Origin of the sequence: Streptomyces sp. NBC_01264 (assembly GCF_026340675.1) — a bacterium.
Classification (GTDB): Bacteria; Actinomycetota; Actinomycetes; order Streptomycetales; family Streptomycetaceae; genus Streptomyces.
Window position 1 is genome coordinate 48,833 of sequence record NZ_JAPEOX010000008.1, and the last position, 14,389, is coordinate 63,221.

Annotated in this window: 12 protein-coding genes and 2 pseudogenes; 5 read left to right on the forward strand and 9 right to left on the reverse strand. The window is 65.8% G+C overall.

The features are described 5' to 3' along the window. Positions 1-118: 118 nt before the first annotated feature. Both OG435_RS49480 and OG435_RS50550 read right to left on the reverse strand, forming a co-directional pair. Complete coding sequence (locus OG435_RS49480) at positions 119-835, reverse strand: IS6 family transposase (RefSeq protein WP_266888438.1); 717 nt, start codon at positions 833-835, stop codon at positions 119-121. A 192-nt stretch (positions 836-1,027) separates the two neighbouring features. Next, positions 1,028-1,297, reverse strand: coding sequence for an SsgA family sporulation/cell division regulator (locus OG435_RS50550; protein ID WP_353962818.1), 270 nt, complete (start codon positions 1,295-1,297; stop codon positions 1,028-1,030). Between the two features lie 208 nt (positions 1,298-1,505). On the opposite strand from OG435_RS50550, the gene OG435_RS49485 reads away from it, so the two are divergent. After that, the gene (locus OG435_RS49485; RefSeq protein ID WP_266888330.1) at positions 1,506-2,225 is read left to right on the forward strand and encodes an IS6 family transposase; all 720 of its coding nucleotides are present in this window, start codon (positions 1,506-1,508) and stop codon (positions 2,223-2,225) included. Positions 2,226-2,301: 76 nt separating this feature from the next. Here OG435_RS49485 and OG435_RS49490 read toward each other — a convergent pair. Then, positions 2,302-3,303: pseudogene (locus OG435_RS49490) on the reverse strand (IS701 family transposase); the annotation flags it as partial. Between the two features lie 90 nt (positions 3,304-3,393). Between OG435_RS49490 and OG435_RS49495 the strand changes: the two are divergent. Both OG435_RS49495 and OG435_RS49500 read left to right on the forward strand, forming a co-directional pair. Continuing rightward, a pseudogene (locus tag OG435_RS49495) lies at positions 3,394-3,825 on the forward strand (IS6 family transposase); the annotation flags it as partial. Positions 3,826-3,888: 63 nt separating this feature from the next. Beyond that, on the forward strand, positions 3,889-4,065 hold the full coding sequence (locus OG435_RS49500) for a hypothetical protein (protein WP_266888458.1): 177 nt from the start codon (positions 3,889-3,891) through the stop codon (positions 4,063-4,065). Positions 4,066-4,134: 69 nt separating this feature from the next. Here OG435_RS49500 and OG435_RS49505 read toward each other — a convergent pair whose 3' ends face one another. The 5 genes from OG435_RS49505 to OG435_RS49525 all read right to left on the reverse strand — a co-directional run bounded on the left by OG435_RS49505 (position 4,135) and on the right by OG435_RS49525 (position 8,613). Beyond that, a complete protein-coding gene (locus tag OG435_RS49505; protein WP_266888442.1) occupies positions 4,135-5,013 on the reverse strand; it encodes a putative adhesin in 879 nt (292 codons plus the stop codon). 464 nt (positions 5,014-5,477) lie between these two features. Beyond that, positions 5,478-7,145 carry a CocE/NonD family hydrolase gene (locus tag OG435_RS49510; RefSeq protein ID WP_266888443.1) on the reverse strand — a complete coding sequence of 556 codons (1,668 nt, stop codon included), beginning with the start codon at positions 7,143-7,145 and terminating at the stop codon, positions 5,478-5,480. A gap of 63 nt (positions 7,146-7,208) precedes the next feature. Continuing rightward, positions 7,209-7,670, reverse strand: a complete 462-nt coding sequence (locus tag OG435_RS49515) for a nuclear transport factor 2 family protein (protein ID WP_266888445.1) — start codon at positions 7,668-7,670, stop codon at positions 7,209-7,211. Positions 7,671-7,961: 291 nt separating this feature from the next. Further along, complete coding sequence (locus tag OG435_RS49520) at positions 7,962-8,240, reverse strand: alpha/beta fold hydrolase (protein WP_266888448.1); 279 nt, start codon at positions 8,238-8,240, stop codon at positions 7,962-7,964. A 109-nt stretch (positions 8,241-8,349) separates the two neighbouring features. After that, complete coding sequence (locus OG435_RS49525) at positions 8,350-8,613, reverse strand: alpha/beta fold hydrolase (protein ID WP_266888450.1); 264 nt, start codon at positions 8,611-8,613, stop codon at positions 8,350-8,352. A gap of 165 nt (positions 8,614-8,778) precedes the next feature. Here OG435_RS49525 and OG435_RS49530 point away from each other — a divergent pair, with 165 nt between their 5' ends. Further along, positions 8,779-10,674 carry a DUF4158 domain-containing protein gene (locus OG435_RS49530; protein WP_266888452.1) on the forward strand — a complete coding sequence of 632 codons (1,896 nt, stop codon included), beginning with the start codon at positions 8,779-8,781 and terminating at the stop codon, positions 10,672-10,674. Between the two features lie 60 nt (positions 10,675-10,734). Continuing rightward, a protein-coding gene (locus tag OG435_RS49535; protein WP_266882441.1) for an IS3 family transposase occupies positions 10,735-11,945 on the forward strand; the annotation gives its coding sequence in 2 pieces (ribosomal slippage) (positions 10,735-11,026 and positions 11,026-11,945; 1,212 coding nt in all). Between the two features lie 19 nt (positions 11,946-11,964). Here OG435_RS49535 and OG435_RS49540 read toward each other — a convergent pair. Next, positions 11,965-13,722: a DUF4158 domain-containing protein gene (locus OG435_RS49540; protein ID WP_266888456.1), complete on the reverse strand. Its 1,758-nt coding sequence runs from the start codon at positions 13,720-13,722 to the stop codon at positions 11,965-11,967. Positions 13,723-14,389: the final 667 nt, after the last annotated feature.

Genomic DNA, 14,389 nt, shown 5'->3' on the forward strand with positions numbered 1-14,389 from the left:
CTAATGCCGGACCGGTTCCGGCAAGGAATCCATGCAGGAGGGAGGGTGGCGCTGGTGCTGTCACGTTGTCGGTGGTGTGATCTCTGGGGGCGTGAGGAAGCCGTCGGTGGCTGGTTGTTCAGGCCGCGGCGGGCATGTCGGCGGCGCCGGTGATCTGGTTCCAGATGGTGAAGCGGACGGTCATTTCGAGGCGGTGGCGGCGGGCGGTGATGAGGTGGCGTCCGGTTCGGAAGTGGGGCGAGATCCCGGTGAACGCGGACACGAACCGCTGCGCCCCGCCGACGCTGCGGAAGCCTTTCATCGCGCGTTCGCGTTGCCGGGTGGGCTGGTGGGAGTTCTCGGCCCGGTTATTCAAACCCTTGTGGGAGCGGTGCTCCACCGACGGCATCACCTCGCGGTGCGCGGCCCCGTATGACTTCAGCCTGTCGGTGACGATCACCCGGGGCACCCGCCCGGTGGAGGTGAGGAGCCGGCGGAAGAAACGCCTGGCCGCGGCCTTGTCACGCCGGTTCTGGACGATGTCGAGGACGTTGCCGTGGGCGTCGACGGCCCGCCACAAGTACTTGTGCACCCCGTTGATCTTGATGAAGACTCCGTCGAGGTGCCATTTATCGCCGGGCTTGGGGCGCCGTCGGCGCAGCGCGTTCGCGTAGGTCTGGCCGAACTTCCGACACCAGCGGCGGACCGTCTCATAGGAGACGATGATGCCTCGCTCGAGCATCATCTCCTCGACCTCGCGGAAGGAGAGGGGGAAGCGGAAGTACAGCCACACACAGTGCGAAATGATCTCCACCGGGTACCGGTGATTCTTGTACGACGGCACCACAGACGGCACGAACCTCACCCCTCCCGGACACCGACAACCCGAAGATCATCCCAGACCGCCGGACAAGGTGACAGTGCCCCCACCTGCAATCGCCACACCGGCCCCAAACTCACGAACCACGGCGACCACACAGCGCAGGCGGTCCTGGCGTCCGATAGCAGGCCATACCCAACTGCGGGGATAGCCCGAGGACCGGGCAGTCTAGTCCGATGCCCTGCCGGGGAAGCGCATGAGTCGACCTAGCTGTGCTTCCAGGCCATCAAGTTGATCGGCGATGTATTCGTGCTCAGATCCAAACGCGACCAGCTTCTGTGACTGTTCAAGAAATTCCTGCACATGATTCTTGGGCAGAGAAAGCAAGGCTGCCCCTTCAGGGGATTCGAGCCGAATGAAGGATCGAGGCTCATTCTTTTCGGCACTTTCGTTGTCGCTCCACGTGACAACATAGGACTCCTGCCCTCGACTCGTCAGACCTCAAGGTCCTGGACGAGGTAAACGGCCTGCGCGACCGGTTGCGCGACGCGGTGCAGCAGGCACCAATGAAATGGACGCAGGATCTACGCAAGGCGCTGACCGCGAGTGCGATTGCGGCGTCGAACACGATCGAGGGGGCACTGTCACCTTGTTCGGCGGTCTGGGATGATCTTGGGGTTGTGGGTGTCCGGGTGGGGTGGGGTTCGTGTCGTCTGCGGTGCCGTCGTACAAGAATCACCGGTACCCGGTGGAGATCATTTCGCACTGTGTGTGGCTGTACTTCCGCTTCCCGCTCTCCTTCCGCGAGGTCGAGGAGATGATGCTCGAGCGGGGCGTGATCGTCTCCTACGAGACCATCCGCCGGTGGTGTCTGAAGTTCGGCCAGGCCTACGCGAACGCGCTGCGCCGACGGCGCCCGCAGCCCGGCGATAAATGGCATCTCGACGAGGTCTTCGTCAAGATCAACGGGGCGTCGAAGTACTTGTGGCGGGCCGTCGACCAGGACGGGAACGTCCTGGACATCCTGGTCCAGAATCGCCGTGACAAGGCTGCGGCCAGGCGTTTCTTCCGCCTGCTCCTCACCACGACCAGGCGAGTGCCGAGGGTGGTCGTCACGGACAAGCTGAAGTCGTACGGGGTTGCGCACCGGGAGGTGATGCCGTCGGTGGAGCACCGTGCGCACAAGGGGTTGAACAACCGGGCGGAGAACTCGCACCAGCCTACGAGGCAGCGGGAACGGGCGATGAAGGGGTTCCGCAGCCCAGGATCCGCGCAGCGGTTCCTGTCCGCGTTCACCGGGATCTCACCCCACTTCAGACCCCACCGCCACCTCATGACCGCCGGCCGCCACCGCTTCGAAATGAGCATCCGCTTCACGATCTGGAACCACATCACCGGAGCCGCCGGCATGCCCGCCACGGCCTGAACCACAGCCCCGCCCCGGCCCCACCACACCCTGACACACCATCAAACGATCATGCAGCCGACAACGTGACAAGGCCCACCTCACCGGTGTAGCGGTGCCGCCGCGCGACCAACACACTCGTCCCGGCCCCGGCCCCGGCCCCGGCCCCGGCCCCGGCCCCGTTCTCGTTCTCGTTCTCGTTCTCGTTCTCGTTCTCGTTCTCGTTCTCGTCGGGAGTGTCGTCGGGGCGGACGTCGAGCCAGGCCCAGTCGTACTCCCGGGTGCCCTTGGTGCCATGCCCGGTCTGCCGGCGCATCCACTGCCCGGGCCGCACCCTGTTGACCAGTTTGCGGGCCTCCCGCCGGTGGCCGGCCCCGTCGGTGACCTGGTACGAAGCCGGGATACCGACCACGTAGCCGAGATCCAGCGCGCGTATGCCCCGGCGCAGTTCGCGTCCGCAGTACACCTCGTCGCCCGCGAACCAGCGGGCCTCGATCCCCGTGGCGAGTGCGTCGGTGACCATGGCCAGTGCCTGCTGCGGTTTCGTCGCGAAGGTGACGTGCTCCGGCACCCCGGCCATCTGGCGGCGTTCCTCGTCCGCGGCCCAGTCCGCCGGGAGGTACAGGGCCCGGTCAAGGATCATCTTCGTGGTCGAGGTGACCGCCGCCAGGTGGACCGCCACCTGGCACAGACCCACACCGCCGATCGCCCCCGAGTACTGCCTGCCGGCCCCCACGCAGTCCGTGGACGACTTCGCATCGCCCGTCTCGTCCACCACCAGCACCACTTCCTGCCCGGCGAGTTCACCGGCAAGCAGACCGGCGATCTCCCTGCGGGCCAGATCGTGATCGAACCGGGCCCGGGACAGCAGATGCTGCAACCGGTGCGGCCCCGGATGTCCCAACGCCTGCCCGAGAGTCCAGCAGTTCCGCGTGTCCACCTCGAGCAACAGCCCCGTGACCAGCTCCGCCGCCGTCGCCCGTGCCTCACGCCGCACGAAACAGCCCGCGACCACACTCATCGCCCTTCCGAAGGCCTCGCCCCACGCCTTCTCGGCTACCGTGGCCTCCACGGCCACCGCGTCTCGATACGTCGTCACAAACGTTCATGATCACGGTGGCCATACCCATGCCTGCACCCACCCCAGCAAGTCCCTGAACAGCGACAACGACGGAACTACAGCTGCCGTGTCGATGCCGACGGGAATGTCCTCGACATCCTGGTCCAGAATCGCCGTGACAAAGCTGCGGCCAGGCGTTTCTTCCGCCGGCTCCTCACCACCACCGGGCAGGTGCCCCGGGTGGTCGTCACCGACAAGCTCCGCTCGTACGGGGCCGCGCACCGGGAGGTGATGCCCTCGGTCGAGCACCGCTCCCACAAGGGCCTGAACAACCGGGCGGAGAACTCCCACCAGCCAACGAGGCAGCGGGAACGCGCGATGAAAGGATTCCGCAGCCCGGGCGGGGCGCAAAGGTTCCTGGCCGCGTTCACCGGGATCTCACCCCACTTCCGACCCCACCGGCATCTGATGACCGCCGGCGGCCACCGCTTCGAGATGATGATCCGCTTCACCGTCTGGAACCAGATCACCGGCAGCACGAGCCTGCTGGCCGCGGCCTGAACCAGCCCCGTCCAGGCCCTGGCACACCCTGACGCGCAATCAAACGATCATACCGCCGACAACGTGACAATGCCCGCCTCCAAGATCCGCACCGGACACGGACCAGCCAACATGGCCACCCTGCGCAACCTCGCGATCAACACCCTCCGCGACGCCGGCCACCACAACATCGCCGCCGGACTCCGCGAGACCTCCTACACACCCTTCACCCGCCCACTCGACCTCCTCGGACTCGCCTGACCTGCACCGCAGCATGATCAACACGACTATGAATTAGCCCTGGGCAGCGACGCAGCCGCAAATTTCGAACTATTCTTCAGGGTCGGATTCCGAAGATTCGCCGTCTGGAAACTCGAATACTCCCGCATCTCGCAAGGCGGCATAGTGATTCCATTCAGTGGGATCGCCGCCACAGTTTTCAACTGTCATTGAATTAGTGATTGACCCGCTGGCGGCTGAATGCACAACTCTTGCGATTGCGTCGCGGTAGCCCTTGCCGATAACCACATTGAGCCCCGGATCGTCAAAGAAAACCTTTTCGTCGTCATCCAGGCTGGCATAATATCTAAAAATAGCCCAATCGCCATGACCATTATCGACGCAGAAGGATTCGAGATAGAGATTGTGGCGCCAGGAGCGAATCGCATTCCAGGCCAGCATCTGCACCTTCTTGTCGTCATTCCATCCTGCCCACAATGCCTTCTGGCCATCGTACGATGTGGACAGGATGAAATTCCGCACCTCCGTGTCGGAGATGGTTCCTTCCGCGATTTCGTCCCCCGTGCATGCCAGCATGTGATAGTTCTTATCGGCTGACTGCCCAACATATCCCAAGACGCCATCGCACAGGTGGTGGCCGCGGCCGCGGTCTCGGCATCCGGGGATATCATTGCACAGCGGGAGCCTCTGAGCTGTATTATCTCCGATAAAAACTGATGCGAGGTCGTAATTCAGGGCAACCTGCCAAGCGGCTGCTCCCATTTCGGGTTCGAGTGTATAGAGGATGTAGTTGGGGATAGCCTTGCTGTAGGTGTCGACGACCTGCGCCTGCCCGGCGAGTGCGCGCATGGCGATCTCGAATGGACAAGCCATTCCCTTCGGGGCGTAAATGTGAACAGATACACCTTCGGGAAGGAAAGTATCGGCGGTCTCTGGGTCATCCGCATGCCCAATTATGAAAATTGACATATGGCCTTCCTGAATCAGGGATCTGGAAAATGGAGACACTGGCAAGCCAACTCCCAAGCGCTCCGCTCTCAGGGTTCCACAAGCCTCGTCCCAGTTACTTCCCTCCAGTCCAGCCGTTCGGGCGGCGTTGAGAAGTAAGCATTCAGAAGGTCGTGATGGTCGCGTCCTCGGGGCAGGGTCAATAGGGGCTTTGGAGGAGTTACGCCCGAAGGGCGCCCCCGCGGGGGCGCCCTTCGGGCGTAACTCCTCCAAAGCCCCGGATCGGGCCCTGTGACCTGGATGGCTACTGACGGTGACGATATCCTCAGCGCCCGTCAAGGTCAGGGTTGTCCGGATCGAGCTATCTGACGGTTCGGGAAGTTAGCTCCCACTTGGGCGAACTCACGCCGGTCGCGTCTTGAGCAGTCGTGACCACCCTGCCACCCCTTCTGGCGCCCTTCTGGCCGAGCGGCGGAGGCCGTGATTCAGGTGGTGGGTGTGATGGGCAACATGATCCGGGTAGGGCGGGCGGCGTCGTGGAACACGGTCTGGCGGGCGGTGCGCATGGTGGTGGCCTGGTCGCGGCCGGTGTTGAGGTTGCGGTCCCAGCGGGGGAAGCTGCTGGAGGTGATGTGGACCCGCAGGCGGTGGCCGGCGCGGACGAGGGTGCTGGTGGACCAGAGATCGATGTGGTGCTCGGCTGCTGTTCCCGGGGTGCCGTAGGTGCGGATGATCCCGTCGGTGATGTTGAGCGACTTCCCGTGGGTGTCGACGTCGCACAGGCGGGCGACCCAGTCGGTGGAGGGGGCGTCGGTTGCCGCGTGGAGGAGGAGGGTGATCCGACCGGTCACCTCCATGTCTTCCGCGAGGGGCTCGCTGGTGTAGACGAGGACGTCGGGGCGTGCTTCGATGTCCCGCTGGTCTCGCGGGCCGGCCGGGTAGCCGCTGGCCATGAGCTGGGCCCCGCCATGGGTGGGCACCGGGTCGGCGGGATCGTAGGTGTAGCGGGCGGTCTCCTCGTCGGGTCGTGGCCTGTGCTGCGACAGACCGCCTCCTGCGTGCAGGTAGAAGGGGGTTTCCACGCTCCGTGCCAAGGGCCAGCTGTCCTCGTCGCGCCAGCGGTTGGCGCCCATGACGAAGATCTTGACCGGTGCCCCGTCGTCGTTGCGGGGCGTGTCCGGCTTGAGCCAGCGGTCGAGCCAGTCGAGGCGCAGGGCGGCGAGCGAGGTCTTCAAGTCGAGGAAGGCTCCGCTGGCCGCGGTTCCGCAGTCGACCTCTCCCACGCTGCTGGCATAGTTGGTGGTGTGTTCCCAGGGTCCCATGACGAGTCTGGCTGGTCGCCCTGCCGCGGCCATCGCCGTGTAGTTGTCGAGGACCCCTTGGCAGAAGACGTCGTACCAGCCTCCGATGTGCAGGCTGGGCAGGTGGATGTGCTGGTGCCGGCCGGCTACTCGAGTGTCTTTTGCTGTGTCCGGGGCGGTGCGGACGCGTTCGTGGCCCAGGTCGGGGACATGGTGGCGGGCGATGACGGGGGACGGGACAGCTGGCAGTTCCCAGTACCCGCGCTGGGCGAGAGCGTCGAGGTCGCCGACGAGCGCGCTGATCCGGGCCGTGCGTTGTGCGGGGTCGTCGGCATGCTCTCTGGCGAGGAAGTCGACTCCCTGCAGCAGGGACCAGTACAGGCCCAGTCCCAGTTCGGTGGCGCCGCCACGTGTCCACAGGCCGTCGTGCGGGTCGCACCAGGTAACGCTGGGAGTGAGGACCTTTAGCTCGGGCGGGCAGCTCGCGGCGGCCATCCATTGCGCGTTGCCGAGGTAGCTGCCGCCGAGCAGGCCGACCGATCCGCTGGATCCCGGCAAGCGTGCGGCCCAGCGCACGGAGTCGTAACCGTCGGGTCCCTCGTGGGCCAGTGGGCACCACTCGCCCTCGGACTTGTTGCGTCCCCGGACGTCCTGCAGGACGACGATGTAGCCGTGCCGGGCCAGTCCAACCGGGTCGAGGACGGCGGGCAGAGCCTGTTTCCCGTATGGTGTGCGAGCCAGTAGTACCGGGAGAACGCCGCCATCGTGCGGGCGGTAGACGTCTGCGAACAGGACCGCGCCATCGCGCATCGCGGCGGGAAGGTCGAAATCGATTTCCACTCCAGCGGGCACGGGAATCCTCCCAGTCGTGTCGGACAGCCTCAGGCAGCAGCAAGTGCGCGCACGTCAACGTCGTCATTGAGGGACAGGCCGGCGGTTCTCCTTGTCCACGAGACTCAGTTCCAAGGTGACGGTCTCGAAAATACCGCGCATGGCGGCCATGACAGCGTGATTGTGATAGCCGCGGGCATTGACGATTTGCCCGCCGTGAACGGTCAGGACGAGCACGTTGGCCGCTTGGAAACTCCGACCGGTAGCGACCACTCTACCGTCGTAGTCATACTCGGCGATGACAATGTCGGGGTTTCCTGTTTCGTGGACCCTGATATTAGTGGGCCGGAACTCCAGCACACCCCACGTTTCGCGGAGCATGTGGTGAATCGCCTCCCTGCCCTCCAAGGTGGCTGGCTCGGGCAGACAGAGAGGCCAGTGAACGACGACGTCCTCCGCATACAGGCGACTGACGGTATCCCAATCCTGATCGCCGAGTGCTGCCAAAAGGTCTAGCGCGACGTCTCGGGGACTCTGGCCGGACATGCGGACCTCCAGTTTCTGAAGTTTTCATGGGGTCTTTGGGCGGGTCTGCGGCCTCGGAGGCGGATCTCTGCCCTGCGAACGATCTATCCTCGTGCCAGCCTTCCGCGGTCGCCGCCATTCAAGTAAGCGAGTGCGCGAGTGCCCGGCGGTGATTCGAAACCACATCCGCGGCAAGCCAGGATACGGGGAAAGACCGCTCCATTTACCGCTCGGACATCTGGCAATGAGTCTCTCGAATCTCTCATGAAGTGGAGTCGGCCGTGACGGGCCGCCCCGGCCGGAAAAGGAGCATCACCGGGTCACAGAGGGAATCGAGCCGTGCAGCAACTCGGTCAGCTCGGCGAAGGCCGTGCAGACTGCTTGCGGGTTCTCGACCCAGGGAAAATGGCTTCCGCCCTGGATCGTGCGCTTTAGCACGTGGGGCCGGTCGAAGGTCGCGTCGTCCTGCCACAGACTCTGGTCGACCACGTGGTCCTCGGAGCCGCTCACGATCAGCGTCGGCAGGCTGCTGCTCTCCGGCTTCCACCGGGCCTGGTAGGTCTCGTCGAAGTTGGCATCCGCCCAGGACACCGCTTCATGGCAGTAGGGAAGACCTTCCAGCAAGGCACGGCCCGCAGCCAGGCCGTCCTGAGTGAAGTTCCACTGCGCAGCGGTGAGGGTGAGTGCGCGCAGTGCCTCGTCATTCGGGTTTCGCCCGTAAGCGTCGGCTGCCTCCGCAAGACCTGGGAGGGGGGTGTGCCTCAGCCCACTGGGCGAAGACCGGGCGCCACCCGGCGTGCGGGGCGCTGCTGACCAGGGCCATCCCGGCAAGCCGCTCCTCCAGCTCGGGGACGGACAGCATGAACATCCCGCCGGTGGAGTGGCCAACCATGACCACCTCGTCCAGTTCCCGGGCCGCCTCGGCCAGCACGTCCGGCCACCGCCCGTACGGTTGCTCCGGCACCTGCGGCACTCCGCGGTTGGAGCCGTCTCCCGGTAGATGGGGTGCCGGTAAGAACTTTGTCACCAGCCGCAAACGACGGTGATCTTGCGAGGGCATCCCTCGTGCGGGTGAGCCTGGGGCCGTACGGCTGCGGTGTGTGAGCCCACGCGAGGACGATCTACGAACGTGGCCCGTACCCCGTTGGACTTGGATGAGCTGGTCGAGCACTGGACGCTGCTGAAGGACGAGCAGGTGCTTGTGTCCGGCAAGCGCGGTGCGACACGCCTTGGCTTTGCCGTGTTGCTGAAGTTCTACACCCAGTACGGCCGGTTTCCCCGGGGCCGGGCGGAGCTGTCTGGCGAGGCCGTGGAGTTCGTGGCTCGGCAGGTGCAGGTTCCCGCGTCGGAGTTGGGCTTCTACGAGTGGACGGGCCGTACGGTCGAGTACCACCGCGCGCAGATCCGGGGGCACCTCGGATTCCGTGAGTGCAGCGTCGCGGATGCAGAGAAGCTGACGGCTCATCTGGCCGAGCACGTTGCGCACAAGGAACGCAGGCCCGAGCAAGTGCGGGTGGAGTTGCTGACGCGTTGCCGCGTCGAGAGCATCGAGCCGCCTACGCCGGCGCGGTGCGACCGGATCGTGGCGGCTGCCCTGCGGGCGGCCGAGGAAGCGCTGACGGCACGGATCTCCTCGCGGCTGACCGCGGAGAGCGTTGAGCGGATTACTGCTCTGGCGGCCGGCGGCGCCGACCAGGACGACGAGGCCGGACCTGGCGACGGAGCCATCGACGGCGAGGACGGGCCGCCCGTACTGGGGAAGATCAAGGAAGCGCCGGGCAACGTGAGCCTGGAGACGATGCTCACCGAGATCGACAAGCTCCTGGCGGTGCGGGCAGTCGGCCTGCCGCCGGATCTGTTCCTCGACGTGGCACCGAAGGTACTGGCCGGCTGGCGGGCTCGGGCCGCGGTGGAGTCGCCTTCCCATCTGCGGACGCACCCGCTGCCGCTGCGGGTGACGTTGCTGGCCGCACTCCTGCACGAACGCGAGCGGGAGATCACGGACACGCTGGTGGAGCTGCTGATCTCCACGGTGCACCGGATTGGGGCGCGGGCGGAGAAGAAGGTCACCGAGCAGCTGGTCAACGCGTTCAAGAAAGTGTCGGGCAAGGAGAACATCCTCTTCAAGCTCGCCGAGGCCTCGCTCGGCGCCCCGGAGGGCACGGTGCGGCAGGTCGTGTTCCCGGCGGTGTCCGGGGGCGAGGCAACGCTGCGGGAGCTGGTGCACGAGTTCAAGACCCGCGGGCCGGTCTACCGGCGTACGGTGCAGACCACGCTGAAGGCGTCGTACACCAATCACTACCGGCGCGGGCTGATCAAGCTGCTGGACGTGCTGGAGTTCCGCTCCTCCAACCACGCCCACAGGCCGGTGGTCGAGGCCCTGGCGCTGGTGGCCCGGTACGCGAGCGCCGGGAACACGACGTACTACCCGCTGGGCGAGACGGTGCCGGTCCACAAGGCGATGGGAGGCGACTGGGCGGAGGTCGTGCACCGCACCGACAAGCGCGGCCGGCGCCGGGTGGTGCGCATGGTCTACGAGGTCGTCGCCTTCCAGGCTCTGCGCGATCAGCTCAAGTGCAAGGAGATCTGGGTGGTCGGCGCCGACAGGTGGCGCAACCCGGATGAGGACCTGCCGCAGGACTTCGAGGCCCGGAGGGCCGAGAACTACCGGGAGCTGCGCAAGCCGCTGGACGCCTCGGTGTTCATCGACGAGCTGCGCGGACAGATGACGGCCGAGCTGTCCCTGCTGAACGATCAGATGCCCAAGCTGTCCTGGCTGGACATCGCCGAGCGGAAGTCCGGGGCGATCCGGCTCACTGCGGCCGATGCCCAGCCCGAACCGCGCAACCTGCGCAGGATCAAGGCCGAGGTACAGAAGCGCTGGGGCATCGTGCCACTTGTCGACATGCTGAAGGAGGCGGTGTTGCGGACCGGCTGCCTGGACGCGGTCACCTCCGTCTCCGGCGGCGGCAGCCTCTCGGCGGAGGTGCTGGCCGAACGCTTGCTGCTGGTCATCGGACCTTGACCCCAGGTTTTGGACACCGGAGACACTTGGATCTTGATGGTCCAGGAGAACGGAGTCCCTGTGGGGATGAAGCACTATCCCGCCGAGTTCAAGGCGGACGCGGTCGCGTTGTACCGGTCGAGGCCGGGAGCGACGATCAAGTCGGTCGCCGCTGATCTCGGGGTGAACACCGAGACGCTGAGGAACTGGATCCGGGCCGCCGACGGCCGCCGACCTGGCGCCCACTCCGCACCGCCGGCCGCCTCGCAGGCCGTCGGCGACGCCGTTCAGGCGGAGCTGGCCGCCGCCCGCAAGAGGATCCGCGAGCTCGAGGAAGAACGGGACATTCTCCGCAAGGCGGCCCGGTATTTCGCGACGGAGACGCGCTGGTGAACCGCTACCAGTTCGTTGACGATCACCAGCGCCGTCACGGCGTGAAGCGGCTCTGCGACATCCTCGGCCTGGCCCGGTCGAGCTTTTACTACTGGCGTCGCACCGCGGCCGCGAGAGCGGCCAGGCAGAGCGTCGAGGCCGGGCTCGCGGCCCGGATACGCAAGATCCACCAGGACTCCGACGGCACCTACGGAGCCCCCAGAATCACCGCGGAACTCCGCGACGAGGAGGGTCCGGTGGTCAACCACAAGCGGGTCGCCAGGATCATGCGGACCATCGGGCTCGAGGGAGTCCGGTTGCGCCGCCGGCACCGCACCACCGTCGCGGACCAAGCCGCGTCGAAGGCACCGGACCTGATCGGACGCGACTTCACCGCAGCCGACGTCAACAGAAAATACGTCGGCGACATCACATACCTGCCGGTCAGCGGCGCGAAGCCGCTCTACCTCGCGACCGTCATCGACTTGTGCTCGCGCCGGCTGGCCGGGTGGGCGATCGCCGATCACATGCGAACCGAACTCGTCATCGACGCCCTGGCGGCAGCCGAGCGGACCCGTGGAAACCTGGCCGGAGCGATCATGCACACGGACCACGGATCCCAATATTCGAGCAGGGCCTTCGCTGAAATCTGCAGGTCAGCCGGGGTCCGGCAGAGCATGGGCGCGATCGGATCCAGCGCCGACAACGCAGCCGCAGAAAGCTTCAACGCCGCCTTCAAGAGGGAGACACTCAAAGGCCGCAAAGCCTGGTCGAGCGAGCGCGAGGCCAGGCTGGACGCGTTCCGCTGGCTGACCCGATACAACACCCGCCGCCGACACTCCCGCCTCGGCCACCGGTCCCCGATCGCCTACGAGAACGACCTCCAGCCAGCTGCAACTACCCTGACCCAAGCCGCATAGACGTGTTCAAAATCCGGGGTCAAGGCCCCACCTCCTCGGCGACCTGCGTGAGCTGCTGTTTCAGGTTGTCCACGAACCCGTCGGCGGTACCGGGGATGCCCGCCTGCTCGCAGAACTCCGCCACCTGGGACTTCGCTTGACCCCAGGGCAGCAGCATCATGGTCCAGTCGCCGAAGTCCTCGGCCCCGACCACCGCGATGTCCCCGCAACGCAGCTCTTCGACGAGGTAGGTGAAGACCATCGCCTCGAAATGCCGGCGCACCAGCATCCCCGGCCGGTCCTTCGCATACACCGTCGTGCGCCACTGCTGCGAGGCGAACGACAGGTCCAGGACCTTGGGCGGTACGGGATCCCCGTCGTCTGTCGCTGCCGCAGGGGCCCCGGGCGTGTCGGGAATGAGCTCGCGGGTCAGGTGCCGGTTGGCAACGGCGTGCTCCAGGGCATCCAGCACGCTGCGATCCCGGGAGGTGGGCACGAAGGTCAGGATCTGGGCCAGTTTGAACATCGTCGGCCGGTCAGGGCGGAAGAACCGCTCGACCAGAGGCGTCCAGTTCCCGCCCCGATACGCGGACAGGGCTTCGATCTCCGCCAGCTGGGCATCGAAGCCACCACTACCCTCCACCACCTCGCGGACACGCTTCACGGCCAACGCCTCGTCCAGGCTCCCCTGCCCACTCAGACCGGCACGCTCGTCGGGACTGTGCTCCTTCAGCACCGTCAGCACGTTCCTATAGGAGACCAGCAGCTGCTCGGTGGACGCTTTGTGACGCTGCTCCAGGTCTGCCAGCTCCTCCTGGGCCCGCTTGCCATGCCGCGCCATCCGCTTGGACAGCATCACCACGAACTCATCACGCACCCGAGCCCTGGCCTTCGCCACCACACACGCGAGCAGCGCGGTCCTGCGCGGCTCGCTGATGTCCAGCATCTCGCCGACCGACAGCACCCGGGCCTGCTCCGCGAACGCACTGACCTTGGCGGCAGCGACCCCCTCCACCCACCTCGCAGCGTCACCGAAACCATCAACGAGATCGACGCGCTCGCCGTGCTGCCGGAACCTGGACCACGTCGCCCGCCGTCCCGGCTCCTTGATCACATCGAAGGGGCTGCGACGCTCACCGTCCGGCACCACCAACAACCCCGCCAGACGGGGCCGGGCCGCATCCACCCGCTCGGCGATCCGGGCACAAATCTCACCCTCCACCCGCGTCCTGACCGAGGCCGCCATCCGGTCCAGCGTCGAAAAGCCCGGCAGTTCCAGGCCCGCCCGCACAATCTCCTCCAGCGCGACGTTGACCAAGTCCACCACCGAGGCCCGCACCGGGGCAGCCTCCTCCATCGCGACAGCAGCGATCTTCCGCGCCAGGGCCGGGTCGTACCCCAAGCCCAGGTACTCCCGGATCCAGGAACGGTAGCGCTTCACCGTCCGCTCCTCAGCCACTGGCGAGACGTCCTCCGGCAGACCAGCCGCAGCACGCACACTGGCAACAACCAGATCCGGAACCTCATCCAGTCCTGGGAAGTACCCCAGCCTTCCACAGGACTTCAGCAACACCAGCAGCGTAAGGAGCGACTCCGGACGGCCATGCGTCCGCTTCGCCGCCCACCCGACCTCAGCCTCATCCGGAATGAAGAACTGCGCCAGCTCACGGTCGGAGATGATCCGCTTGAACCGCGGATACGCCGTCCGCTCCACCGACGCCACAAACACACCGCCAATCACATGATCAGCAACCACAATACCCGTGGTCCCCCACTGACGATCATCACGGACAATCATCAAGCGGCAGACACACGGCGCAGTCAGTTGTCACCCGACGTGTTCAAGTGGCCCGTTTCGCGCGTATCTCCTCCAGCCCCCAATAGCGCTCGTCCGTTCTTCCGGCAGGACGGTGACGGAGGTCGCCCGGGGGTCAGGGCTGATTCATAGTCCTGACCTCGATTCTTCACTTGCGGTGTGACGCTGGTCGGCTCGGTGGTTTGCCCGTAATGTCCTCTGCCGTTCGAGGATGGGCCGTCGCGTGACGCTGCGGGGCGTCGGGTTCCACGGGCCCGAGGGTGCTGCGGGTCTTCTCCTCTGCGGTGTCGTTGGGGTGGTGGCTGTCCGTCAGGTGGGGGATGGGAGTTGGGGGCACTGTCACGTTGTCGGGCAGGGTGAGATGATCTTCGGGTTGTCCGTCCGGAGAGGGGCCTGATTCGTGTCGTCGAGCATGCCGTCGTACGCGAATCACCGGTACCCGGTGGAGATCGTTTCGCACTGTGTGTGGCTGTACTTCCGGCACTGTCACGTTGTCGGCGGCGTGATCGTTTGATTGCGCGTCAGGGTGTGCCAGGGCCTGGTAGAGGGCGTAATTCAGGCCGCGGCAAGCAGGCTCGTGCTGCCGGTGATCTGGTTCCAGACGGTGAAGCGGATCATCATCTCGAAGCGGTGGCCGCCGGCGGTCATC

Bases quoted from the DNA above. Each gene is read 5' to 3' on its own strand.
- OG435_RS49505 (WP_266888442.1), bottom strand. From the start codon at position 5,013: ATGTCAATTTTCATAATTGGGCATGCGGATGACCCAGAGACCGCCGAT.
- OG435_RS49515 (WP_266888445.1), bottom strand. From the start codon at position 7,670: ATGTCCGGCCAGAGTCCCCGAGACGTCGCGCTAGACCTTTTGGCAGCA.
- OG435_RS49540 (WP_266888456.1), bottom strand. From the start codon at position 13,722: ATGATTGTCCGTGATGATCGTCAGTGGGGGACCACGGGTATTGTGGTT.